The 22,990-nt window shown below is 57.1% G+C and carries 23 protein-coding genes; 21 read left to right on the top strand and 2 right to left on the bottom strand.

What is annotated here, in order from left to right; all coding sequences use genetic code 11:
• Nucleotides 1-134: 134 nt before the first annotated feature.
• Genes KI810_RS08985 through KI810_RS08970 form a run of 4 tightly spaced genes read left to right on the top strand, consistent with a single transcriptional unit; the run spans nt 135 to nt 4,735 of the window.
• On the top strand, nt 135-1,037 hold the full coding sequence (locus tag KI810_RS08985; protein ID WP_214175168.1) for a CheR family methyltransferase: 903 nt from the start codon (nt 135-137) through the stop codon (nt 1,035-1,037).
• A complete protein-coding gene (locus tag KI810_RS08980; RefSeq protein ID WP_214175167.1) occupies nt 1,021-2,826 on the top strand; it encodes a HEAT repeat domain-containing protein in 1,806 nt (601 codons plus the stop codon). The genes KI810_RS08985 and KI810_RS08980 overlap by 17 nt, the downstream gene beginning before the upstream one ends.
• Nucleotides 2,826-3,677: a CheR family methyltransferase gene (locus KI810_RS08975; protein WP_214175166.1), complete on the top strand. Its 852-nt coding sequence runs from the start codon at nt 2,826-2,828 to the stop codon at nt 3,675-3,677. Before KI810_RS08980 ends, KI810_RS08975 begins: the two co-directional genes overlap by 1 nt.
• Entirely contained in the window at nt 3,677-4,735 is a 1,059-nt protein-coding gene (locus tag KI810_RS08970) for a protein-glutamate methylesterase/protein-glutamine glutaminase (protein ID WP_214175165.1), read from the top strand. Before KI810_RS08975 ends, KI810_RS08970 begins: the two co-directional genes overlap by 1 nt.
• A 79-nt stretch (nt 4,736-4,814) precedes the next feature.
• Here the strand turns inward: KI810_RS08970 and infA are convergent, their stop codons facing one another.
• Nucleotides 4,815-5,033: a translation initiation factor IF-1 gene (gene infA / locus KI810_RS08965; protein ID WP_214175164.1), complete on the bottom strand. Its 219-nt coding sequence runs from the start codon at nt 5,031-5,033 to the stop codon at nt 4,815-4,817.
• A 254-nt stretch (nt 5,034-5,287) separates the two neighbouring features.
• Here infA and KI810_RS08960 point away from each other — a divergent pair, with 254 nt between their 5' ends.
• The 9 genes from KI810_RS08960 (at nt 5,288) to KI810_RS08920 (ending at nt 13,918) form a co-directional block, all read left to right on the top strand.
• Nucleotides 5,288-5,683, top strand: a complete 396-nt coding sequence (locus KI810_RS08960) for a hypothetical protein (RefSeq protein ID WP_214175163.1) — start codon at nt 5,288-5,290, stop codon at nt 5,681-5,683.
• Entirely contained in the window at nt 5,676-6,998 is a 1,323-nt protein-coding gene (rlmD, locus tag KI810_RS08955) for a 23S rRNA (uracil(1939)-C(5))-methyltransferase RlmD (protein WP_214175162.1), read from the top strand. The genes KI810_RS08960 and rlmD overlap by 8 nt, the downstream gene beginning before the upstream one ends.
• 40 nt (nt 6,999-7,038) lie before the next feature.
• Complete coding sequence (locus tag KI810_RS08950; RefSeq protein ID WP_214175161.1) at nt 7,039-8,058, top strand: tetratricopeptide repeat protein; 1,020 nt, start codon at nt 7,039-7,041, stop codon at nt 8,056-8,058.
• A gap of 96 nt (nt 8,059-8,154) precedes the next feature.
• On the top strand, nt 8,155-8,430 hold the full coding sequence (locus KI810_RS08945) for an HU family DNA-binding protein (RefSeq protein WP_214175160.1): 276 nt from the start codon (nt 8,155-8,157) through the stop codon (nt 8,428-8,430).
• 155 nt (nt 8,431-8,585) lie between these two features.
• A complete protein-coding gene (locus KI810_RS08940; RefSeq protein WP_214175159.1) occupies nt 8,586-10,166 on the top strand; it encodes an OmpA family protein in 1,581 nt (526 codons plus the stop codon).
• Between the two features lie 8 nt (nt 10,167-10,174).
• Nucleotides 10,175-10,639, top strand: a complete 465-nt coding sequence (locus KI810_RS08935; RefSeq protein ID WP_214175158.1) for a hypothetical protein — start codon at nt 10,175-10,177, stop codon at nt 10,637-10,639.
• Between the two features lie 68 nt (nt 10,640-10,707).
• Nucleotides 10,708-11,307 (top strand): hypothetical protein, encoded by a 600-nt coding sequence (locus KI810_RS08930; RefSeq protein WP_246525390.1) that lies wholly within the window; start codon nt 10,708-10,710, stop codon nt 11,305-11,307.
• An 18-nt stretch (nt 11,308-11,325) separates the two neighbouring features.
• Complete coding sequence (locus KI810_RS08925; RefSeq protein ID WP_214175156.1) at nt 11,326-13,026, top strand: Na/Pi cotransporter family protein; 1,701 nt, start codon at nt 11,326-11,328, stop codon at nt 13,024-13,026.
• Complete coding sequence (locus KI810_RS08920) at nt 13,001-13,918, top strand: Ppx/GppA phosphatase family protein (RefSeq protein ID WP_214175155.1); 918 nt, start codon at nt 13,001-13,003, stop codon at nt 13,916-13,918. The genes KI810_RS08925 and KI810_RS08920 overlap by 26 nt, the downstream gene beginning before the upstream one ends.
• A 37-nt stretch (nt 13,919-13,955) precedes the next feature.
• Here KI810_RS08920 and KI810_RS08915 read toward each other — a convergent pair whose 3' ends face one another.
• Nucleotides 13,956-14,273, bottom strand: a complete 318-nt coding sequence (locus KI810_RS08915; protein WP_214175154.1) for a cytochrome C — start codon at nt 14,271-14,273, stop codon at nt 13,956-13,958.
• Between the two features lie 261 nt (nt 14,274-14,534).
• On the opposite strand from KI810_RS08915, the gene iorA reads away from it, so the two are divergent.
• From iorA to KI810_RS08875, 8 genes are all read left to right on the top strand, one after another.
• On the top strand, nt 14,535-16,289 hold the full coding sequence (iorA, locus tag KI810_RS08910; protein ID WP_214175153.1) for an indolepyruvate ferredoxin oxidoreductase subunit alpha: 1,755 nt from the start codon (nt 14,535-14,537) through the stop codon (nt 16,287-16,289).
• On the top strand, nt 16,286-16,864 hold the full coding sequence (locus tag KI810_RS08905; RefSeq protein ID WP_214175152.1) for an indolepyruvate oxidoreductase subunit beta: 579 nt from the start codon (nt 16,286-16,288) through the stop codon (nt 16,862-16,864). Before iorA ends, KI810_RS08905 begins: the two co-directional genes overlap by 4 nt.
• A 30-nt stretch (nt 16,865-16,894) precedes the next feature.
• Nucleotides 16,895-18,199, top strand: a complete 1,305-nt coding sequence (locus KI810_RS08900; protein WP_214175199.1) for a phenylacetate--CoA ligase family protein — start codon at nt 16,895-16,897, stop codon at nt 18,197-18,199.
• 63 nt (nt 18,200-18,262) lie between these two features.
• Nucleotides 18,263-18,694 (top strand): ACT domain-containing protein, encoded by a 432-nt coding sequence (locus KI810_RS08895; RefSeq protein WP_214175151.1) that lies wholly within the window; start codon nt 18,263-18,265, stop codon nt 18,692-18,694.
• A gap of 72 nt (nt 18,695-18,766) precedes the next feature.
• Nucleotides 18,767-19,906, top strand: coding sequence for an ABC transporter substrate-binding protein (locus KI810_RS08890; protein ID WP_214175150.1), 1,140 nt, complete (start codon nt 18,767-18,769; stop codon nt 19,904-19,906).
• 54 nt (nt 19,907-19,960) lie between these two features.
• Nucleotides 19,961-21,100, top strand: coding sequence for an ABC transporter substrate-binding protein (locus KI810_RS08885; protein ID WP_214175198.1), 1,140 nt, complete (start codon nt 19,961-19,963; stop codon nt 21,098-21,100).
• A gap of 2 nt (nt 21,101-21,102) precedes the next feature.
• Nucleotides 21,103-21,987, top strand: a complete 885-nt coding sequence (locus KI810_RS08880) for a branched-chain amino acid ABC transporter permease (RefSeq protein ID WP_214175149.1) — start codon at nt 21,103-21,105, stop codon at nt 21,985-21,987.
• 45 nt (nt 21,988-22,032) lie between these two features.
• Nucleotides 22,033-22,986, top strand: coding sequence for a branched-chain amino acid ABC transporter permease (locus KI810_RS08875; RefSeq protein WP_343213484.1), 954 nt, complete (start codon nt 22,033-22,035; stop codon nt 22,984-22,986).
• The last annotated feature ends 4 nt before the right edge of the window (nt 22,987-22,990 follow it).

Genomic DNA, 22,990 nt, shown 5'->3' with positions numbered 1-22,990 from the left:
CGGGAAAACCTGGCCTCGGTGGAACAGCTCTCCCGTTCGGCCCAGAATCTTTCCCAGCAGGCGGTCGACCTGGCCGGTATGGTCGCCCAGTTCAAGGTGGCGTGACTAAGCCCATATAAGTACAAAGGCAGCCCATGGCAGATGCAGTATTTGATGAAATCAGACAGCATGTGCAGGACAGGACCGGGCTCTACTTCACCGGGCACAAGCGGGGTCTGCTGAAAAGCAAACTGCAGCAACGCGCAGATGTGCTTGCCTTGCCGGACATGGCAGCGTACCGGGATTATCTGCTCAACTCCCGCTCCGAGGAAATAGCGCTCCTGGACCTTATCACGACGAATGAAACCTGCTTCTTCCGTAACCCGCGCCAGTTCGACTATCTGCGCGATCATATCCTGCCGTCTCTTGAAGAGGAGCGGGGAAATGTCAGCTTCCGGCGACTTGCCATGGGTGAGCATCCGGGACGTCTGAACGACATGCGCCTCCGGATCCTCAGTGCTGGGTGCTCCACGGGGGAAGAGCCCTATACCATCGCCATGATGGTCTTGGAAGGTCTGCGCTATCCGCGGGCGTGGAACATTGAGATCGTGGCTGGCGATCTGAGCGAAAGCTGCCTCGAGGTCGCTCGACGCGGCTTCTATGACACAGCCCGCCTGATGGGCATACCGAAAGCACTGCAAAAGAAGTATATGGACGGTACTGACGAGGGGGCTACCTTCAGGGAGGATGTCAGGCGGCTTGTCAGATTCACTCGTCTCAATCTCAACGATGTCATGCAGGGGGGGGAGGGGAGCGACATCTCCCCTCTGGGCGGCTTTGATATTGTCCTCTGCCGAAATGTCATGATATATTTTTCATCCGCCAGCCAGCAGCTTCTGGTGGATGCTCTGTATCGTATCACTGCCCCCGGCGGTTACCTGTTCACCGGTGACGCCGAGCCGCTCCACCTGTTCAGCCACGACTTTGCGCCGGTTCGTGAGGCGGGCTGTCTAATCTATCGAAAAACGGGGTCCGATACCAATGGACAAGTTGTCTGAACGGTTCAGTTCCATCGCTGAACGCCTGGAGGGACTGCCGGTAATTGAACTCCTCCTGCTGGTCGGAGACGAGGCGAAAGGGTGCAAGCAGGAAGTTCTGGATATGCTTCTGACTCGCGATTTCGATACCATCTATCCCGTCCTGGAACGTAGCGTGCGAAACAACGCCCTTGCCGATCTGCGCAACGGCGCAATGGAGGTGCTGGTACATTTCGGGCGGCAGTCCGTCCCCCGACTTATTGAATTGCTGCATGACAAAGATGAAGAGGTCCGCAATTTCAGTACGGTCATGCTGGGCGATATTGCAAGCCGGGACGCAGTAACTCCACTTATCGACGCACTGAATGATCCCGATGCCAATGTTCGGCACGGCGCCGCCGAAGCCCTCGGAAGAATCGGCGACCGTTCGGCCCTGCTGCCGCTGCTCAAACTGCTCCAGGAGGATTTCTGGCAACAGTATCCCGCCTTGGCCGCCATCCGCGAAATGCGCGACAATCGGGCGGTCCCCTACCTGCTGCCGCTGGTGAACGACGAGATGCTGGGTGAGCCAGCCATTGAGGCGTTGGCAACCATAGGAGACCGCCGGGCAGTTCCCTCGCTTGTCGCTGTCCTTACAGGAGCATCGCCTGCACGATCCGCCGCGGCTGCCAGGGCACTTCGTGGCATCTGTTGCGGAGACGCGGGCAGAGAAATGTCGGGATGTTCGTCACACCCGTTACTGGCATCCGTGAATGTAGTTGAAAAACTGCGCCAGCTTGCCGATGCCGGTGACGGAGCGACTGCAGAGGCAGCCCGTGCGCTGCTGGAATTGAGCGAAGGGCCGCCGGCGGCCAGCTCGACCGCTGGCTCGCTTGCCGATGATGAACCAGCTGCAGGCACAGGTTTGCCGGACAACGAACAAGTCCAGGCAGCCCTTGCAGCTTTTGAATCGGGTGTGCCTCTTGAAGAGGTGTTGCAGAATGCCCGCACCTCGGACGCAAGCCTGGAACAGGCAATTATCGCGACATTGGGGCGGAAAGGAACCTGTTCCGTTGTCGAAGCTCTTCTGGCTTTGCTGGAAAGGGGTGATCTTCCGCGGCACGTGGAATTCGCCATTGTTCATGCTCTTGCGACGGCATCTCCCTGTGGGCACGTTGCCGTAAACGGTCTCATGCAATGTACGGATCACCCTGATCCCGACATGCGCCGCCTCACCCTGCACGCGGTGGCCTGCCTCGACACACCCGCCGCGCTTCCGGCAATTTTCCGCGGGGTGGACGACCCCCACTGGAGTGTAAGGATTGAAGCACTGAAGCTGCTGGCGGGGATTGGTGGCGATGAGGCAGTGGGCGCTCTGCTGATGGCACTTGACGATACCGACGTTCTCGTCCGTAAAAACGCTGTTGCGGGACTGGGAAAGCTGGGGAGCATGAAAGCCGTTGTCCCTCTGGTGAACTTGCTGTGCGACAAGGAAATCGGTCGCGGGGCGTTCGACGCCCTCCTGGCGTTCGGAGAAACGGCATTGCCCGAGCTCCACACCCAGGCGAAAAGCGGGTCGCTGGAGGTGCGAGAACGGGTCATCGACCTTGTGGGGAGGCAGGGGGCGAAAACAAGCTTGCCCGTTTTGCGCGAACTTGCGAACGACTCCCACCCCGTCATACGGCTTGCCGTTATCCACGCATTCTGGAACTGCCACGATTCTTCGGTTCTTTCCATCCTTTCCCGAATGCACGACAACGATCCGGACCCGGATGTGCGTCATGCTGCGATGGTCATCAAAGCGGGACTCGACGGGGAAACGGAGCGGTAATGGCACTTTCCGCCAGACCTGACATGAATGTGGAGGAATTCCGCCTGATCCAGGAGTTCGTCAACGAACGTTTCGGCCTGGTACTGGACGAAAACAAGGCGGGTTCGCTGGCGGCCAAACTCGTTCCCCGTCTCGATGATTTACGTCTTGGCTCCATAACCGATTATTATTACCACCTGAAATTTTCTCCCCAGAACAGGGCGGAACACCTCAACTTCATCTCTCTGCTGACGAACAACGAGACCTATTTTTTCAGGGAGGAGGCACAACTCAAGGTTTTCTCCGACTTCATCCTTTCCGTTCTGAAAGAGAACAGGATGCGTGCCCATGACCGGCGCCTGCGGATCGTTTCGGCGGGCTGTTCCAGCGGGGAAGAAGCGTACACCCTGGCCATGCTGCTCCTTGAATCGGGACAGTTTGTCTGGGACTGGGACATAGAGGTTGTCGGCATAGACATCGACCCCGCTGTCATTGCCAAGGCCGAGGCGGGACTCTATGGGGGGCGGACCCTCTCCGTCACTCCTCCTCACCTGCTGGAGCGATATTTCCGGAAAGAGGGGGACTGCTATCGTGTCAAGGAAGTGCTGCAGCGCATAACCCGCTTCCAGCAGGGGAATCTCCTTGAATTCGCGGATCATTTTGCGGAAGCTTCCCTCGACATTGTCTTCTGCCGCAATGTTGTCATCTATTTCAATGACAGTACCGTGCACAAAACGGTAGAGGGTTTTGCCCGGGCACTCCGACCCGACGGATATCTTTTCCTTGGTCACTCCGAATCTCTGGCCAGAATAACAAAAATCTACGAACCGCTCCGGTTTCCCGGCGCCGTGATCTACAAAAAGAGGATCTGATGAACTCTTCCCCTGAGCAACGAAAGGTCCGGGTACTGGTTGTCGACGATTCAGCGTTTGTCAGGCGGGCGCTCATAAGGATGCTCGACAACCACCCTCTCATCCAGGTTATCGATGTTGCCTCTGATGGAGAAATGGCCGTCAACCTGGTGAAAAAGCTCCACCCGGACGTGGTGACTCTTGATGTAAGAATGCCGGTACTGGACGGTTTGTCGGCACTGAAGCGGATAATGACGGAAGTCCCTACACCGGTCATCATGCTCAGTTCGCTGACCGAAAAGGGGGGAGAGAACACCCTGAAAGCCCTGGAACTGGGGGCGGTGGATTTCATCGACAAGTCTGCTGCTGGCGGCCCCATGGAGATAACAGGGATAGCCAGCGAACTTGTCGCCAAAATACTGGTTGCCGCCAGGGTCGAGATGCGCAAGTTGCAAACCTCCCCGCAGGAAACCCGAACGGAACATGCGAGCCGTCCGCGAATCGCGTCGTCGGGGACGGAACTCGTCCTCATAGGAACGTCAACAGGCGGCCCGCCTGCGCTGCAGCAGGTTCTCACCGCTCTCCCTGCCGGGTTTCCCTGTCCCATCCTTATAGTCCAGCATATGCCGGTCGGTTTTACTGCCTCGCTTGCTGAAAGACTCGACCGCATGTGTGCCCTCACGGTGAAGGAAGCGGAGGATGGGGAAACTCTTCTGGCAGGTACCGCCTACATTGCACCGGCTGGCCACCATCTCAAGGTGAGCCGGGAGGGGGGCGTGTTGCGGGCCAAGCTCGATCTTGAGCCGGCAACCGCCCTGCACAGGCCGTCGGTCGACACGTTACTTGAGACGGCTGCGACAGCCTGTGGCGGGAAATGTCTTGCCGTGGTGCTGACGGGAATGGGAAAAGACGGAGCGGTGGGCGCTGCCGCACTGGACAGGGCTGGGGGACGTGTCGTGGTGGAGTCCGAGGAGTCGGCCATCGTGTTCGGCATGCCGAAGGCGGTCCTCGAAACGGTCAAAACCGCGGCGTCAGTGCCGTTGCACAAGGTTGCGAAGACATTGCTTGAAATGGTCTAAGGGAGACATGAGGGACTGAGTCCGACGGCGTTCGACTGGTGTCAGGGGCATACGCCGGCATTGGTTGCCGGCGGGCAGGTTATTTTACGCGATAGGTGATGCGCCCTCTTGACAGATCATAGGGGGAAAGTTCAACCGTAACCTTGTCGCCGGGAAGAATCTTGATGAAGTATTTTCGCATCTTGCCGGATATATGGGCCAGCACGACGTGATCATTTTCAAGTTTGACCCGGAACATGGCATTGGGAAGTGGTTCTATGACGGTTCCTTCAACTTCGATGGCTTCTTCTTTGCTCATTTTCTTGCTCCTTGCATGGTATCCTGTCCGTAAAGTCCTCTCAAACTTCGCCACTCTACAAGCATTCGGCTAAAATTGCAAGCCGGAATTACTTTGTAAATGCCCTGTTTTCCCGTTCCCCTCTTCGCATACCCGCCTTTTTTGCTCGCAACATTATTATCTTCTTACGCGTGTCGTTCAAGGGTAAAAACCCTTTACAAGCAGAGGTGAACCGTATTATTTTCAGTAAAATCCGTACAAAGGACGTGTTTTCCATGGCCGATCTCCTTCGGAGCATCCCTCTCCCCAACGGTCTCACCCTACGTGTCATCGATCACACCCGTCACTATTATGGCGATTTTTACCTGGTCCGGCTGGAGTTTTCCTGTACCGCACCACTTCTGGAAACGTACTTTTCTGATCGACCGGCATATGACGAAGCACGCCGCCTGCTGGGAGACGCAGTGTCGTATCGTCGCGAAGCCGAGCAGATGGGGGTTCCCGCCTCTGGGATAGAGCAGGTCAGGGAAAAACTTATCAGCAATTTCATCGACCATTCATTGCCCTATGTTGCCATTCCCGATTTTCCCCGAAAACTGGTGCTTGGAGAGATGCGAAAACTCCAGCGAAAGGGAACGCGGTTCGTTACCCCCCCAAATACCGATGCGTGAGGCGTCCCTGTTCATCGAGAAGCTGACGTTCGGTGGCTCCGGTCTCGGAAGGCTGGACGGCCAGGCCTGTTTCGTGCCGTTCACGGCGCCTGGCGACGAGGTGCGTGTCAGGATTACAAAGGCGAAACGCTCGTACCTTGAAGGCGAGGTGCTTGAGCTGCTTCGGCCGTCCCCGCTCAGGACACCACCTCCCTGCCCGGTGTTCGGTTCGTGCGGCGGTTGCAACTGGCAGCACCTGGAGTACCCTGCCCAGGTTTCATCAAAGGAGGAGATTTTTGCAGAACTTCTCTGGCGGGGGGGGAGGGTGGAGCGCGAGGTTGTCATGCCGGCGCTCGGAGCACCGAATCCCTACGGGTATCGCTCCCGCGTACAACTGAAACTGCGATTGGCGGCAGGCATGTTACACATGGGCTTTTACCGGAGCGGCACCCACTTCGTCGTTGCCATCCCCGGGGAATGCGCCATTGCCGACCCCGTCATCAATCGCATCATAGGTGAGTTGCGCACGCTTCTGGCTGAATTTCCGTCAGTAGACAGACTTCCCCAGATCGACATCACGGTGGGGGATGACGGCGCTGCAATCCTTATTTTCCACTTCATAGGTGAACGGCCGTCCGAACTCCAGGATTTTCTTCTTCAACACCTCCCCCAGCTCCCGTCGGCAAGCGGTATCTTCCTCCAGTCAGGCAGAAAAACGACCCTTACCCTGGTTGCGGGGGTGGAACAGCTCTCCTACAGGATTCCGTCCGGATTTCTGCCGGATGTGCCGGAAACGGTCCTGTCATTCAGCCGGGGAGGTTTCTCCCAGGTAAATTACCAGCAGAACCTGACACTCCTGTCCACCGTGGCGGAATGGCTCGCACCGCTCAGGACGGAACGACTGCTGGATATTTACTGCGGCAACGGCAATTTTTCCCTTCCCCTTGCCCATTACGTGGCCAGCGTTGTCGGCATCGAAGAATATGCCCCTTCCATCGACGACGCGCGCCGGAATGCCTTGGCCAACGGGATCCATAATGCCCTGTTTCAATGCCTGGACGCAGGCCAGGGCATCAAGGCTTTGGTCGCCGCCGGTAACACCTACGACCTCGTACTGCTTGACCCCCCACGGTCGGGTGCGGCGGACATAATCGCCCAGCTGCCCGCGCTGTCCCCCCGGGCCATAGTCTACGTCTCCTGTGACCCGGCGACCCTCGCCAGAGACATGGGCATCCTGCGGGGGCACGGCTATGCCGTCACGAAGAGCCGGCCCATCGACATGTTCCCCCAGACGTATCATATTGAAAGTGTTACACTGTTTGAGCCGTGCAGATAATAGCGCTGGTGATGATGCAGTGACAGAAAGGTGGAGTGAAATGTTTGGCAGATTTTTCAAAAAGGATTACCGCTACTATATGAACGAGGGGGAGAAATACCTCGTGGCAGAGCAGTATGCCGACGCCCGCACCGCTTTCAGCGAGGCTTTGGAAAAAATGGACGGTGACACTGCCGCCGACGACGAGTTGAAGGCAGTCGTCAAGGACAAGATCGCCTTTTCGGGCAACAGATTGGGCCTGGCTAATCTAAAAGAAGCGGAACACGCCATCCAGAGCGGTAATACGGCCAAGGCACGTGAACATGTGCAACTGGTCATGCAACTGGCAGAAGACGTAACCACTAGGGAAAAGGCTGAAATATTACTACAACATATAACCAGGGACGATGCATCAGTGGTTGCTCCTGTACCTTCATCGGGGTGTGCCAGTTGTAACGGTGTTAGCCACAAAACGGTTGAAAACAGGGAGATTAGCGACGAACACCTTTCCCCGGCAGACAGATTTTTCCTGGCGGTGCAGACGCTCCCCGAAGGGTTGCCCCAGCGATATGCGAGTTTGGGAGAGAAATTTGCATATGCGTACCTGACCGCGCACGAAGGGGACCAGGAGGCAGCATTGCGCCTGCTTGGGGAACTCAACGAGGCGGGTGAATGCGATATTTATCACTATGAGATTTCCCTCATCCATTATGGCAGGGGTGATCTGTCGCGGTGCGAATGGCATCTGCGCCGTGCCCTGGAGTTGAACGGAGCGAATTCACTCTGCTGGCTGGCACTGGCTCAACTTCAGGCTGATGCCGGACAATTACAGGACTCCCTGCAGGTACTCGAGCATATGATCCTGAACGGCTTCCTGTCCGACCAGGCGAGAACCCTGCAAGGGGATATTTATCAGGCGGTGGGGGAGACGGATAAATCCATTGCCTGCTACACCGAGCTCCTGGCATCGCCAGGTACGGCACGAACTGCCGCTGAAAGACTGGTGCCGCTTCTTGAAAGTCAGGGGCGCAGCGCCGAAGCTGAGTACCTGTACAAGAAGCATCTGAAAGGATGCTGCTGAAAACGAGACCGATCGCGTGATACGGTCCCGCATACATTAACGGACCGGTCACGCAGGGCTTCCTGGTGCCGGCGGAGATACTATCAGGAGGGGCGTATGAATAAATCGGAACTCATCGAGGCGCTGGCGGTTAAAAAGAACATTTCTTTCAAGAAAGCCGAAGAAATAATCAATACCATATTCGATTCCATGGCGACTGCCATGCTGGCGGATGAACGGATCGAAATCCGCGGCTTTGGCAGTTTTGTTGTCAAAGAGTACAAGGCGTATACCGGCCGAAATCCTAAAACCGGCGAGGCCATTGCGGTAAGCCCCAAAAAACTCCCCTTTTTCAAGGTTGGCAAAGAACTGAAAGAAAGGGTTGCCGAATAAATTGAGGGAGCTTCCTTCGATTGTTTCGTTTTTTCGCAACATTAGTTTTTAGTGGCAATTGTTAATTAAAGCATGCGCGCTAAAACTCCTTGAACTCTCTTCCGCAATCTGCTAACACTTGTCGAAAAAAATTCTTGGCAATTATGATACTCTCCATGAAAAAAATTCTTTTTATTACCATGGGTGCGCTTGTTCTGTCCGCACCGTGTGCATTTGCCAATCCCTCGCAGAGCGGTGTGACCGGTTTGCTGGCCGTTCCGTCGGCCGATACCCTCGATTCCGGTAACCTGTGTGTCGGAATATGGGGAGACCTGAGCAAGAACAAGGAGACGGGCAAGCATGCCGTAGTCATGCCGGCCGCCTTGACTCTCGGCATCGGCTCGTTCTGGGAGATATACGGTTCATACCCCAATCTGCTGTTCAACGACCAGCAGGAACTGGCAAACAGAGGGACTGCCAACCTGGGGACCAAGCTTCGTATTTTCGGCAAGCGGAACGCGAACTTCAAGCTGGCGACCGACATCTTCGCCATGCGTCACGTTTCAGACAATCCTGATATCAACGGTGTTACAGATGTGGGGGGAAGGCTGATCGCATCATTCTTCGCCCCCTGGTTTGCCGTACACGCCTACGGCGGTTATCTCTCGCCGGGCAACCGGCCGGGTACGGCAATGGAGGATCAGATCCTCTATGGGGGAGGGGTCGAGTTTTCTCCCACCTCCAGGACCAAGCTCACCCTGGAACTGACAGGCAGTCAGAACAGTAAATCGGGAACCTCTTCGAAAGACGCTCCCATCGAGAGCCTGGTCGGTTTCCAGTACTACGTTTCGCCCCATCTTACCATCAATGCCGGTGCGGGAGCGCGGGTCAATTCAGTAGGTCAGGACTGGCGCGCAATAATTGGTTTCACAACCTGCCAGGGTGTCGGAACTTACATAAAGCCGGTCCCGCGGCTGGTAATGGAGCCTGAAGCAAAGCCGCAGGAAGCGGTCAAGGCGGCCAAAATAGCCCCCATTTCCTCACTGCTTCTCAAGTCTACGGCCGTGACGCCGGCAAGCAAGATCGAACTCCCGGTTGATCCGGACCGTGAAGAGATCGTCATCAAGCCGTTCGGCCAGGTAGTGATTCCGCCACAGCCCCAGCGGGCACAGACAACTCTACCCGTCATGCCCGTTCTGCAGACCATGCCGGTGCTTACCCAGCAGGTACCCCTTCCTCCACGCAAGGAGGAAGTGCGCGTCGCTCCCCAGGAAGTTGTTGCGACGGGTGATGAGCAAGTGGAAGGTCAAACGCCGCTTCTAGCCGTCGAAGTCAAGGGGGAGAAGGTCGAAGTCCTCCCCGGCGGCACGCAGAAGCTTCCGGAGACCGTGAAAGTCTATCGCAAATTCCGGTTCCCCGATGTCATGTTCGAGTTCGGCCAGATGGACCTGTCCGAAGAAGTAAAACGTTCGCTCTCGGAAGTTGCGGAGCAGATTCGCGCCGACAAAAAGACCGCTTTCATCAGGATAGACGGTCATACCGACAGCATCGGCTCCGACAAATACAATATGGACCTTTCCCTGAAACGTGCCATTGCCGTCGCAAATCATTTGATTACACGGGAAGGTATTGACCCGAAGACGCTCTTTGTCAAGGGAATGGGGAAAACAAGGCTTCTCTCCGATAACGTGACCACGGAAGGACGCCGGATCAACCGCCGGTTTGAAATAATGTTCCTGGTTCCCAAGGGTAAATGATGCAACGGGTGCTTACCCCACTTGTCATAGTCGGTATCATGGCCTGTTTCTCCGTTGCCCAGGCTGAAGACAGTGGTGTCCTGACAGAGTGCCGGCAGGTGGGTGCAGTACGCGTTGCAACATCCAAGGGGCTTGATTCAAAGGCAAAAAACGCCCTGGATGCCATGTCGCAACAGCTCAGAGCAGTCGGCACGGACAGGCTGCTCCGCATTGAAGGGGATGACGGTACCGGCAGGACCCCGGAAGAATCGCTCACCAGGTCGCTCATGCTTGCCAAGAACGTGCAGTTGTATCTTGCCTCCCGACACGCCCTCGACCTCGATGTCTACCTTGCCACAGCCACCGCCCCGGGCACCGGGCGAACTGTCCGCATATACGCCTGTCCGAAGCAGTTCGACGTGGAGATTCTCGATCTGCCGCGAAACATCACCGACAACAAACGCGATTTCCATCCATCAGTCCCTGACAGGTGAGTGCTACTCCCCAGGAGGTCACAGTAATGAAGATTTCCGCATTTTTGATGGGAATGATAGCAGCGTTTATGCTAGGCGGGTGTTCTCTGAAGGTTGTCCCCGAACAGACAGGGACGGGTGTCATCAACGCCGCTGAGAGCTCCCAGACAATTACCAGAGATGGGCTTTCGATCACCGTGAAATCATCCGACATCGATCTGCGCGACTATAACCTGGAGGGGGCGGTGTCGGCATTTTCGGTCATCATTGACAACCGGACCGACCACGAAGTGAGTTTCGGGAATGACTCTTTCGTACTCCTGGACAACGAAAACCGTCAGTATCTTCCCCTTACCCCCGAAAAAGTCAAAGAGATACTCTCCCGCGATTCCTACTACCTGATTCCCTATCCCTACGTGGGATTTTACTACCTGGAAGACTACGCGAAGTCATCGTCCTACAATGAGTTCAGTTCCAACGCCCCCTATTTCTATGATCTCTATCCCCAGGACATCTACACTAAGGCGTTGGCTGGCGAATCCATCATTCCGAAGGCCAAGGTGGCAGGACTCGTCTATTTCAAGATCGATCTTTCCACGGTTCAAGGGGTAAAACTCCACGTATTCAAGAAGGGGAGTTCCCGTTCGTCCGCGCCGGATTTCACCTTTCCGTTCAAAATTGAGAAGTAATCCCGGGGATATAATCCGATGCCTCTGATGTTTCTCTGGGAAGCACTGGGGGGGCTCGGCCTGTTCATCCTCGGGATGAAGTCCATGTCCGAGGGGTTGCAGAGGATCGCAGGGGAACGGCTGCGCCAGACCCTGGAAAAGGTTACCGGCAACCGCCTTACCGCAGCCCTCATGGGAAGCAGTCTCGCCTCCCTGCTTCAGTCCAGCAGCGCCGCCGCGATTATCATCGTCGGCCTCCTCAATGCCGGTCTGCTCTCCGTATATCAGGCCCTCGGCGTCCTGATGGGAACCGGCATCGGTACAACCCTCGCCATCCAGTTCATTGCCTTCAAGGTTTCCCAGATCGCCCTGCCGGCGATTGCCCTTGGCGTGTTTCTGAAATATTTCTGCAAGCGGAGACGGGTCGTCTACGCCGGAGAACTGCTGCTCGGTGCGGGGCTCATATTCTTCGGCCTCCAGCTCATGGAGTCCGGCTTCGCTCCCGTCAAGCAGAGTGCCCTGTTCCAGGCAATACAGCATCCACTTTTCAGCTGGCATATCAGTTCCGTTCTTCTTGGCGCGCTCCTGACCTTTCTCATCCAGTCCGGCAGTGCCGTCATCGGCATCGTCATAGCGCTTGCCGGCAGCGGGCTCATTGGATTCGAGAGCGGTGTCGCCATGGTCGTCGGCGAGGTACTGGGAACCTCACTCATAACACTGGTTGCAACCATCGGCGGAACGATGGCTGCCCGACGCAGCGCTATCATCTACGGCATTATCAATGTTGTTGCCATTACCCTTGTCCTCATCGGGTTCCCTCTTTTTCTCAAGGCAGTCCAGTTCCTCTCACCCGGTGATGCGGAATTCACGGTAACCACCATCGGCAGCGTCGATCCCCACTCTGTTCTCAGCCGTCCCAACATTGCTCGTCACCTTGCCAATGCCCATACGCTCTTCAGTGTACTGAGCGTTCTGGTTTTTCTGCCGTTTCTGGGTTTCTTTACCAGGTCCGCCGCCCGTATACTCCCCGGTGTCGAAGGGGGGCTCGATTACGAACCACGGCCCAAGTTCATCGATGCCCGTATTCTCAACACACCGTCCATAGCTCTCTTGCAGGCAAAGAACGAAACCAGAAGGATGGCTGCAATTGCAGAGTCCATGTTTGAGGATGTGGTCAAGCAGTTTTACAAGTACGATGCCCGGCGGACGATGCGGATCAAGCAGAAAGAAGAGACCCTCGACGTGTTGCAACGGGACATATCCAACTTTCTCGTGTCCCTGTCCAAGCAGTCTGCGGGACGCGAATCTTTTCTCGACATTCCACTCATGCTCCAGATAATCAGCAGCCTTGAGCATATCGGGGACCAGAGCGAGGCGGTGCTCGATTATCTTCGCCGCAAGAAAGAGGACAAGATCATCTTTTCAGCCGCTGCCATGACGGAACTGCGAAACCTTGCCGCGGTCGTCGGCGACCTGGTGAGCAGCGCCATCGCCTCTGTGCCGGAACCGGCAGCCGATGGCCTGCCGGCGGGGGTCGATCTTCGCGACAGGGTGACCCACCTCCAGGGCACCATGCTCGACAATCACATCAAGCGCCTCACCGATGGCGATTGCACGGTCATGGCAGGCCTGATCTACAGCGATATCGTCGGGGGTTTCTCGAAAATTGCCGACGCCTGCATACAGATACTGAAAAGTGAACGGGAGTTTTCCGATGCCGCAGCTTCTGGCAGCCATTGACCTGGGAACGAATACCGCCCGGCTTCTTATCGGCAGGTGTCTCACCGATGGCACGGTGCAACCGGTTTTCATCAGCCGGCGGATAACCAGGCTGGGTGGAGGCTTTACCCGTGAATCCGGCATTTCGCCCGAAGCGCGGGGGCGGACCCTTGCAGCGCTTCACGAATTTGCTGCGGCCATGAAATTCCACGAAGTGCAAAGAGTGCGCGCTGTGGCAACCAGTGCTGTGCGGGATGCTGTCAATGGTCCTGACTTCTGCCGTGAGGTTCTCGATTCTACCGGTATCGTGCTTGACGTTATCGACGGCGATGAAGAGGGGCGCCTTACCCTGCGGGGTGTCCTGGCGGGAATCGACGAGCGTCCCGCATCACTCTTCGTTTTCGACGTGGGGGGGGGGAGCACCGAATATACCCTGTCCCGCGGGGAGACGATGCTGTTCTCCCGGAGCCTTCCCCTCGGCGTGGTAAGGCTCACCGAAGGGAAGGGGGAGAGCAGTGCCATGTCTGACAAGATACACCGGGAACTGCTGGCATTGCGGCGGGAAATGGAAGAGCAGCGCCTGCTGGAGCATCTGGACAGCGCCCTGCTCGTCGGGACAGCCGGCACGGCCACGACCCTGGCCGCAATCAGCATGGGAATGGTCGACTATGACTACCGCCGGGTGAACAACCACATCCTGACAAGGGAGGAAATCAGCTCCATTTTCCAGCAGCTGCTCCCCTTGTCGCCGGCGGAGCGGCTCATGGTACCCGGCATGGAAAAAGGGCGGGAAGACTTGATCATTGCGGGTTGCCTTCTCACCCTGCGGACCATGGACCTGTTCGGCTTCGACCGGATGAAGGTAAGTGATTTCGGATTGCTTGAAGGGGTTCTGCTGTCGGTGCAAGGCTAACGAAGAGGCCGCAGCCCCCCCCGATGTTTCCTCGAACCTATTTCCCTGGACCGGCAAAGGTCTTCATGTACATGATGAGGGACTGCATGTCGGTGCCGGCGGGGTCGAGGGGTTTTCCCTTGAGCGCCTTGTCAATGCATTTGTTGGTGATGCCGGCCAGCTTCCCGTCGTCGAAGGTTGCCGCCCACTCCAGTTTCCGTCCGCCGGGGTGGCAACTTGCGCAGCTTTTGCCGTTGGTCCCGAGTTTCGTGCTCTCGAACAACTCCCGCCCCCGTTCCTGTGTGGGGCCGTCTGCCGCCTGTGAGGCAACGGCAACGGACATCAGAAATACAGCCAGCCAGAATCGCTTTTTCATGGGTTCCTCCCTCATGCGACGTTTACGATGAAGAGTATCCGAAAACCCCCGCCTGTCAACCTAATGCAACTATCCTGATTTAGAAACCCGTTCTATAAAGCTGTTGACATAACAGCCCGTATTTTGTATAGTTTCGGCACCGTTACGGGGACCAGTCCCTGTATTTTACGTGCAGTAGACCCGCTGGCGCTTCCGACAACCCCCGCTCCGCCTGTCTGCCGTTATCACACAGTTAATCTACGAATCCAAGGACCGTATCCCATGCAAGAAATTTTTTCCGGCAACGAGGCCATAGCCCGCGGTGCCCACGAGGCGGGCGTCAGGGTTGCCAGCGCCTACCCCGGCACCCCATCAACTGAAATTCTCGAAAACATCATCCAGTACAAGGAAATCGACGCTTCATGGGCGCCCAACGAAAAGGTCGCACTCGAAGTGGGAATCGGCGCATCTTTCGGCGGCGGCAGAGCGCTGGTCGCCATGAAGCACGTGGGGGTCAACGTGGCTGCCGACCCGCTCTTCACCCTTTCCTACACCGGGGTCAACGGCGGTCTTCTGCTGGTGGTGGCTGACGACCCGGAAATGCACTCCTCCCAGAATGAGCAGGACAGCCGCAATTATGCGAAGTTCGCCAAAGTCCCCATGCTGGAGCCGGCCGATTCCCGGGAATGCAAGGAATTCACCCGCCTCGCCTTCGAGCTTTCCGAACGCTACGACACGCCCGTCATGCTTCGAAGCACCACCCGCATCTCCCACGGCAAGTCCATAGTCGAGCTCAAAGAGCCGGTGACAGGCCTCCCCGCGCCGAAGCTGGTGAGAAATGCCGCCAAGCTGGTCATGCTCCCCGGCAATGCCAAGGTCCGCCACCCCCTCGTGGAGGAGCGGATGGCGAAGCTGTCCCGGGACGGTGCGGCTCTCCCGTTCAACCGGCTGGAACTGCGCGATACACGTATGGGGGTAATAACCTCCGGCGTCTGTTACCAGTATGTTCGCGAGGTTCTCCCCGGCGCCTCGACGCTCAAGCTGGGAATGGTTCACCCGCTCCCCCACGATCTCATCAGGGAATTCGCCGCCAAGGTCGACCGGCTCTACGTGGTGGAGGAACTCGACCCTTTCATAGAAGAACAGATCAAGGCCATGGGGATTGCCGTAACCGGCAAGGAAATCCTTCCCATCTGTGGAGAACTCACCCCGGGGCGCATCCGGAAGGCCTTTGGTCTGCCGAGCGCTGAAACCTCCGCCATGGAGAAACTGCCCGGACGCCCCCCCAACATGTGTCCCGGCTGTCCTCACCGCGGCGTGTTCTTCGCCCTCAACCAGCTCAAGGCTTACGTCACTGGCGACATCGGCTGCTACACCCTCGGTTTCCTCCCCCCCCTGTCGGCCATGGACACCTGCATCTGCATGGGAGCCTCCATCGGCAACGCCACCGGCGTGGTGAAGGTCGTGGGAGAAGAGGAGCGGAAAAAGGTGGTGGCCGTTATCGGAGATTCGACGTTCCTCCATACCGGCATCAACGGCCTCATGGACATGGTATACAATAATGCCCCGGCGACGGTGGTCATTCTCGACAACCGGATCACCGCCATGACGGGTCGCCAGGAAAATCCCGCCTCGGGTTTTACCCTCATGGACGAGCCCGCCCAGCGTATTGACTTCCCCCTCCTCTGCAAGGCGCTCGGGGTGAAGCATATCAGGGTCGTCAACCCCCTCGACCTTGAGGAGACCAGGCGGGTACTCCAGGAGGAAATGGAGCGCCCCGAGCCATCGGTGATCATAACCGACAAGCCGTGCGTCCTTATCAAGCGGGAAGGGGTCTTCACCAAGGGGCCGGTATACCAGGTGAATGCGGAGCAGTGCACCGGCTGCCGCGCCTGCCTCAAGATCGGCTGTCCCGCCATCGAATGGCAGCCTGGTGAAGGGAAGAAGGGGAAGGCGTTCATCGACCCGCTTCTCTGCACCGGCTGTGATGTCTGCCGCCAGTTGTGCAAATTCGACGCCATCGGGAGGTCAAAGTGAGCGACCAGATTACCAATATCCTCCTCGTCGGCGTGGGGGGGCAGGGGATCCTGCTTGCCTCGGAGATTCTGTCCGAAACCTTCATGCTGGCGGGATTCGATGTGAAAAAGAGTGAAATCCACGGCATGTCCCAACGGGGGGGAAGCGTCGTTTCCCACGTCCGCTACGGACGGGAGGTTTTTTCCCCCATCGTCCCCGAAGGGGAGGGGGACATACTCTTCGGTTTCGAACTCATGGAAACCTGCCGCGCACTTCCTCTCCTGAAAAAGGGTGGAAAAGTGGTTGCCAATGACCTGCGCATCCCGCCACCGTCGGTGCTGATGGGGCAGGAAACTTATCCCGACGGACTGGCGGACCGGATCAGAAGTCAATTCCCCGACCTGCTGCTGGTGGATGGCCAGCACCTGGCCATGGAAGCGGGCAACCCCCGTGTCGCCAATACGGTTCTGCTGGGAGCCGTTTCCAAACGTATCGACATCGCAGAAACCTACTGGCTCAGTGCCCTGGAGAAACTGGTGCCCAAGAAGGCGCTGGAGGTAAACCGGAAGGCATTCATGCTCGGCAGAGACCTGTAATTAATCGGTGAGGAGTAAGGAATGAGGGCAATGATGTTCAACGAAGAGTTTGAAACGCTGCCGCGTCAGGCGTTGGAGGCGCTTCAGTTGAAGCGGCTCCAGTCCATGCTGGAGCGCGTTTATGCCAATGTCCCTTTTTACCGGACCGCGTTCGACAGGGCGGGTATCCGTCCCGACGATGTACGGTCTCTCCAGGACCTGCAGCGCCTTCCTTTCACCACCAAGCAGAACATGCGGGACAGTTATCCCTACGGCCTGTTTGCCGCACCCATGGAGGAGATCGTCCGCATTCACGCCTCCTCGGGTACGACTGGCAAGCCGACGGTGGTGGGATATACCCAGAAGGACATCGAAACCTGGACCGAACTCATGGCCCGTACCTTTGTGACTGCCGGCGCGCATAAGGGAGACATCATCCACAACGCCTACGGTTACGGCCTCTTCACCGGCGGGCTTGGTGCCCATTACGGCGCCGAGCGGCTGGGAGCTTCCGTCATTCCCATCTCCGGCGGCAACACCAAGCGCCAGATCATGATCATGCAGGACTTCGGTTCAACGGTCCTCACCTGTACACCCTCCTACGCCCTTTTTATGGCCGAAGAGGCAAAGATCGAAGGTGTGGATTTCAGGAACCTCAAGCTCCGGGTCGGCATTTTCGGTGCAGAGCCCTGGTCCGAGGCGATGCGTGTGGAGATCGAGGAAAAGCTCAACCTTACGGCCCTCGATATCTATGGCCTTTCCGAGATCATGGGCCCCGGCGTAGCCCAGGAATGTTACGTGGCAAAATCGGGGCTCCATATCTGGGAAGACCATTTCATCCCGGAGATCATCGATCCCGAGACATGCCAGGTGGTGCCTGAAGGGACAAAGGGAGAGCTGGTCATCACGACCATCACCAAGCAGGGAATTCCCTTGGTGCGCTACCGGACGCGGGATATCACGAGTATTACCTACGAACCGTGTGCCTGTGGACGTACCCATGCCCGTCTTGCCCGGCTGAGCGGGCGCAGCGACGACATGATCATCATCCGCGGCGTCAACGTCTTCCCGTCGCAGATAGAATCCATCCTTGTCGGTATCGAAGGGGTGGAGCCCCACTACCTGCTCATCGTCGACCGCCAGGACAACCTGGATACCCTGGAAGTACATGTGGAGGTCGACGAACGTCTCTTCTCCGACGAGATCAAGGTTCTCCAGGCCCTTTCCCGCAGTATCGAGAAAGAGATCAAGGATATGCTGGGGGTCACCTCCCGGGTCAAGCTTGTGGAGCCAAAAACCATCCAGCGGAGCGAGGGGAAAGCAACGCGCGTCATCGACAAACGGAAACTGGTGTAGGGCGAACCCCGAATTTGCCCATCTAACGCGATCGTCATGATCGTTCCTATGAAGGAGAGCACCATGCACGTAGAACAGATATCCATCTTTATCGAAAACAAATCGGGGCGTCTGGCGGAAGTGACTCGTATTCTCGGGGATGCAGGGGTGAATATCCGGGCTCTGTCCCTGGCCGACACCTCCGATTTCGGCATCCTGAGGCTCATCGTCAATGACCGGGAGAAAGCCAAGGCAGTTCTCAAGGAGAAGGGTTTCACCGTCAGCAAGACCGACGTGGTTGCGGTGGAGGTGCCCGACCGGCCAGGCGGGCTCTCACTGATACTCCAGACCCTGGATGGAGAGAACATCAACGTCGAGTACATGTACGCCTTTGTGGAGCGCTGCGGCGAGAACGCGGTGATCATTTTCCGTTTCGACGAAACCGACCGGGCTATAAAAAGTCTTCTGGACAAGGGATTTAATGTACTGGAAGGGGAGCGACTCTACGGTATGTGAACATCAGGAGCGGGAACCGGGGAAAAAACCCGGATCCCTGAACCTTGAACTTTGTTTTCCAAGGGGGAAATCATGAAAAAACTGTTGGCGATACTGCTTGGCGGTACGATGGTATTGCATGCCGGTCTGGCGCTGGCTGCCGGGACGGTCAGAATCGGCGCCCTGTTCTCGGTGACGGGACCCGCATCGTTCCTCGGCGAACCCGAGAAAAATACCCTGGAGATGCTCGTTAAAGATATCAACAGCAAGGGGGGAGTGAAGGGGACGAAGCTCGAACTGGTGGTGTATGACACCCAGGGGGACAGCACCAAGGCCAAGCAGCTGGTGAACAAGCTGATCAAGAACGACAAGGTCGTGGCCATTGTCGGCCCCAGCACCACCGGTGATACCATGGCAATCATCGAGGACGTGGAAAAGGCCGGTATCCCCCTTGTCTCCTGTGCCGCCGGCATCAAGATCACCGAGCCGGTCAAGAAGTGGGTCTTCAAGACCCCCGCCAACGACCATGTCGCGGCAGAGAAGATATTCAACTACATGGCGACAAAGAAACAGAAATCCATCGCCCTGCTGACGGTATCCGACGCCTTCGGTTCTTCCGGCCGCGAACAGTTGAAGACCCTGGCGAAGCAGAAGGGGTTCACGATTGTAGCTGATGAGGTGTACGGGCCGAAGGATACGGACATGACCCCCCAGCTCACCAAGATCAAAGGGGCTAAACCCGATGCCATCATCTGCTGGGGGACCAACCCCGGCCCTGCGGTGGTGACCCGCAACGTGAAACAACTCGGGCTCAAAATCCCCCTCTACCAGAGCCACGGTGTCGCCTCCAAGAAATACATAGAGCTGGCTGGCGCCGACAATGCCGAAGGGGTGCTGCTCCCCGCCGGAAAACTGGCCATCTACGACAAGCTCAAGCCTTCCGATCCGCAGCAGAAGGTGCTCAGAGAGTACGACCAGTCCTATCGCAAGAACTACAATGTTGAGGCATCCACCTTCGGCGGGTATGCCTACGACGCCTTCCTGATGATCACGGATGCGATAAAGAAGGGAGCGACCACTCCCGAGCAGATCAGGAGCAACATCGAGCAGAGCAAAAAACTGGTGGGTGTCTCCGGAGTGTTCACCATGTCTCCCGCCGATCACAACGGTCTCGACCTCTCCGCCTTCGAGATGGTCCGCATAACCAAAGGTGACTGGGAACTGGCCCGCTAATCGATTTCACCATTTCTAGGGGAGGAAGTCATGCGTGTAAGATCAATTCTGGGGATGCTCGCAGCCGTCCTCGTAACAATCCTTGCGGGGGGGGCGGAAGCCTTTGCTGCTGAACCGATCAAGATCGGCGGACTGTTCGCCATTACCGGTCCCGCTTCCTTTCTGGGTGAACCGGAACGCAATACTGCCCAGATGGTAGTCGACGAGATCAACGCCGCCGGCGGGGTCAAGGGGCGCAAACTCCAGCTGATCGCCTACGATACCCAGGGAGACAGCACCAAGGCCAAGCAGCTGGTAAACAAGCTGATCAAGAATGACAAGGTCGTGGCCATCATCGGCCCCAGCACCACCGGCGACACCATGGCAGTCATAGGGGATGTTGAGCGGGCAGAAATACCCCTCATCTCCTGCGCCGCCGGCAGCAAGATCACCGAGCCGGTAAAAAAGTGGGTATTCAAGACGGCCCAGAACGACGGCCTTGCGGTGGCAAAGATCTTTGACTATCTGAACCGGAAGAAGATAGCAAAGGTTGCCATCCTGACCGTTTCCGACGGTTTCGGCTCTTCGGGGCGGGAACAGCTCAAGGCCAATGCGGCGAAATTCGGCATCCAGATCGTCGTCGATGACACGTACAATCCCAAGGATACGGATATGACTCCCCAGCTGACCAAGATCCGTTCCAGCCAGGCTCAGGCCATCATCTGCTGGGGAACCAACCCCGGCCCTGCGGTTGTCGCCCGCAACGTCAAGCAGCTGGGGATAAAGCTCCCTGTTTTCATGAGTCATGGTGTCTCTTCCAAGAAGTTCATCGAACTTGCCGGCGACGCCGCCGAAGGCATCATCCTTCCGTCCGGCAGGGTGATCGTTTCCGATGTGCTGCCCCACCAGGATAAACAGAAGAAGTCTCTCATGGCTTTTGTCAAGGATTACCAGAAACATTACAAGGTCGAAGGTGACCATTTCGGTGGTCATGCCTGGGATGCGATCATGCTGTTGAAAGGGGCGATCGAGCGTGGGGGCGATACTCCCGCTGCCATTCGTGATGCCCTTGAAAAGACGACTAATTTCCCGGGTATCGGCGGTGTCTTCAATTTTTCACGCACCGATCACGCCGGGTTGACCAAGGATGCCTTCGTCCTCGTCGAGGTCAAGAAGAGAGACTGGTCGCTCGTCAGACAAGCCGGAATCGAGTAGCGATGCCGATTTTTGATCAACTGACCCAGTATCTTTTTTCCGGCCTGGCCACCGGTGCGATCTATGCCCTGATCGGACTGGGTTTCGCTATCATCTACAATGCCACCGGCATCATAAATTTCGCCCAGGGGGAATTTGTCATGCTGGGAGGGATGTTTACCCTGTCGCTCCTGGGGGGGGCGGGTCTCCCCCTGGGGGGGGCAGTTCCCGTCGCCATCATTCTCACCACCGTTGTCGGCATGGTATTCGAGCGTCTGGCCATCAGACCCCTCAAATCGGCAACCCCCCTGAGCCTGGTCATCATTACCATCGGCGGCAGCATCCTGATCCGCGGTATCGCCATGCTCGGCTGGGACAAGGACACCCACTCGCTGCCGGGCTTTAGCGGAGACGAACCGATCGAGATGTTTGGCGCATCGCTCATGCCGCAGCATCTCTGGATATTTGTCGTCACTATCTTCGTCATTGGCTGCAGCAAGCTTTTCTTCAACTACACCGTCAGCGGCAAGGCAATGCGGGCATGCTCCTACAACAGTCGTGCAGCCAGCCTCATCGGCATCGACGTGCGGCGGATGGTTCTTTTTTCCTTTATCATCAGTTCTGCCATGGGGTCCCTGGCGGGCATAATCATTGCTCCCCTGACCATGACAGCCTACGACGTCGGCATAATGCTCGGCCTCAAGGGTTTCTGCGCCGCCATTATCGGTGGTATGAGCAGCGGGTTTGGAACCGTCCTTGGCGGTCTGCTCCTGGGAATACTGGAATCGCTGGGTGCCGGTCTGATCTCCTCGGGGTACAAGGATGCCATTGCCTTCGTCATACTGCTCCTGATCCTTTTCATCCGCCCCCAGGGACTCTTCAAGAAGGCTGAAACAGAACGGGTGTAGTTTCCCGTCTTTTACCTGGATTCATAGCCGATTTTCAGAGGTATCGTGAAGCGCGAACTGTTGAAATTTCTGATTCTTGCCCTGCTGGTTGCAATTCTCCCCATGCTCCTTTCCGGCAGCTACCTGTTGAACGTTCTCATTTTCGTCGGCATCCACACCATGCTGGCGGTTGCCCTGAACCTTCTGCTCGGTTTTGCCGGCCAGATATCCCTCGGCCACGCAGGTTTTTTCGGTCTGGGGGCCTATGCATCGGGAATCCTGACGTCAACCTATGGCATCAATCCCTGGATAGCCATGACGGCCGCTGCTGCTGTCGTCACCTTGCTGGCCTTCGCTATCGGATTTCCCATCCTTAAACTGAAGGGTCACTACCTGGCCATGGCTACCCTCGGCCTCGGCATCATATTCTTCATCGTGTTCAACGAAGCGGTGAACCTGACGGGCGGTCCATCGGGGCTTTCCGGCATACCGAGCCTGAAGGCCGGGAGTCTGACCTTCGATAACGACCTGAAGAATTACGCCCTCATCTGGCTGTTTACCCTCGGAACGGTCCTCCTGTCGGTAAACCTGGCAAATTCCCGCATCGGACGGGCGCTGCGGGCAATTCACGACTCGGAGGTCGCCGCCCGGGTCATGGGGGTCAATGCCCGGCTTCTGAAGGTCCAGATTTTTGCCCTTTCCGCCTGCATCTCCACCATCGCCGGCAGCCTTTACGCCCACACCATGGGCTTCATCTCTCCCACTTCCTTCGGATTCAATTTTTCCGTCGAACTGGTCACCATGGTGATCATCGGGGGACTGGGGAGCATCTACGGCTCCCTCGTCGGTGCGTTCATTCTGACCATCCTTCCGGAAGCGCTGCGTACCTTCCAGGATTACGATATCATCATCTACGGCCTCATTCTGATCCTCATGACCATGTATCTTCCCGGTGGGCTCGTACGGGGCATTCCGGCCGTTCTGGCCAGATTCCGGTCTGCCGGAAAGCAGGAAGGGTAGGGCA

Origin of the sequence: Geomobilimonas luticola (genome assembly GCF_018476905.1) — a bacterium.
GTDB classification, from domain to species: Bacteria; Desulfobacterota; Desulfuromonadia; order Geobacterales; family Geobacteraceae; genus Geomobilimonas; species Geomobilimonas luticola.
Note: the sequence above shows the minus strand (reverse complement) of the source record. Positions and strands in the feature narration are given on the sequence as shown.

What these genes read in the sequence shown, in the direction of transcription:
- KI810_RS08960 (WP_214175163.1), top strand. Translation starts at nt 5,288, where the DNA reads ATGGCCGATCTCCTTCGGAGCATCCCTCTCCCCAACGGTCTCACCCTA.
- KI810_RS08885 (WP_214175198.1), top strand. Translation starts at nt 19,961, where the DNA reads ATGCTCGCAGCCGTCCTCGTAACAATCCTTGCGGGGGGGGCGGAAGCC.
- KI810_RS08980 (WP_214175167.1), top strand. Translation starts at nt 1,021, where the DNA reads ATGGACAAGTTGTCTGAACGGTTCAGTTCCATCGCTGAACGCCTGGAG.
- infA (WP_214175164.1), bottom strand. Translation starts at nt 5,033, where the DNA reads ATGAGCAAAGAAGAAGCCATCGAAGTTGAAGGAACCGTCATAGAACCA.
- KI810_RS08940 (WP_214175159.1), top strand. Translation starts at nt 8,586, where the DNA reads ATGAAAAAAATTCTTTTTATTACCATGGGTGCGCTTGTTCTGTCCGCA.
- KI810_RS08900 (WP_214175199.1), top strand. Translation starts at nt 16,895, where the DNA reads ATGATGTTCAACGAAGAGTTTGAAACGCTGCCGCGTCAGGCGTTGGAG.
- KI810_RS08985 (WP_214175168.1), top strand. Translation starts at nt 135, where the DNA reads ATGGCAGATGCAGTATTTGATGAAATCAGACAGCATGTGCAGGACAGG.
- KI810_RS08895 (WP_214175151.1), top strand. Translation starts at nt 18,263, where the DNA reads ATGCACGTAGAACAGATATCCATCTTTATCGAAAACAAATCGGGGCGT.
- KI810_RS08930 (WP_246525390.1), top strand. Translation starts at nt 10,708, where the DNA reads ATGCTAGGCGGGTGTTCTCTGAAGGTTGTCCCCGAACAGACAGGGACG.
- KI810_RS08915 (WP_214175154.1), bottom strand. Translation starts at nt 14,273, where the DNA reads ATGAAAAAGCGATTCTGGCTGGCTGTATTTCTGATGTCCGTTGCCGTT.
- KI810_RS08880 (WP_214175149.1), top strand. Translation starts at nt 21,103, where the DNA reads ATGCCGATTTTTGATCAACTGACCCAGTATCTTTTTTCCGGCCTGGCC.
- KI810_RS08920 (WP_214175155.1), top strand. Translation starts at nt 13,001, where the DNA reads ATGCCGCAGCTTCTGGCAGCCATTGACCTGGGAACGAATACCGCCCGG.
- KI810_RS08890 (WP_214175150.1), top strand. Translation starts at nt 18,767, where the DNA reads ATGAAAAAACTGTTGGCGATACTGCTTGGCGGTACGATGGTATTGCAT.
- KI810_RS08925 (WP_214175156.1), top strand. Translation starts at nt 11,326, where the DNA reads ATGCCTCTGATGTTTCTCTGGGAAGCACTGGGGGGGCTCGGCCTGTTC.
- rlmD (WP_214175162.1), top strand. Translation starts at nt 5,676, where the DNA reads ATGCGTGAGGCGTCCCTGTTCATCGAGAAGCTGACGTTCGGTGGCTCC.
- KI810_RS08945 (WP_214175160.1), top strand. Translation starts at nt 8,155, where the DNA reads ATGAATAAATCGGAACTCATCGAGGCGCTGGCGGTTAAAAAGAACATT.
- KI810_RS08950 (WP_214175161.1), top strand. Translation starts at nt 7,039, where the DNA reads ATGTTTGGCAGATTTTTCAAAAAGGATTACCGCTACTATATGAACGAG.
- iorA (WP_214175153.1), top strand. Translation starts at nt 14,535, where the DNA reads ATGCAAGAAATTTTTTCCGGCAACGAGGCCATAGCCCGCGGTGCCCAC.
- KI810_RS08970 (WP_214175165.1), top strand. Translation starts at nt 3,677, where the DNA reads ATGAACTCTTCCCCTGAGCAACGAAAGGTCCGGGTACTGGTTGTCGAC.
- KI810_RS08975 (WP_214175166.1), top strand. Translation starts at nt 2,826, where the DNA reads ATGGCACTTTCCGCCAGACCTGACATGAATGTGGAGGAATTCCGCCTG.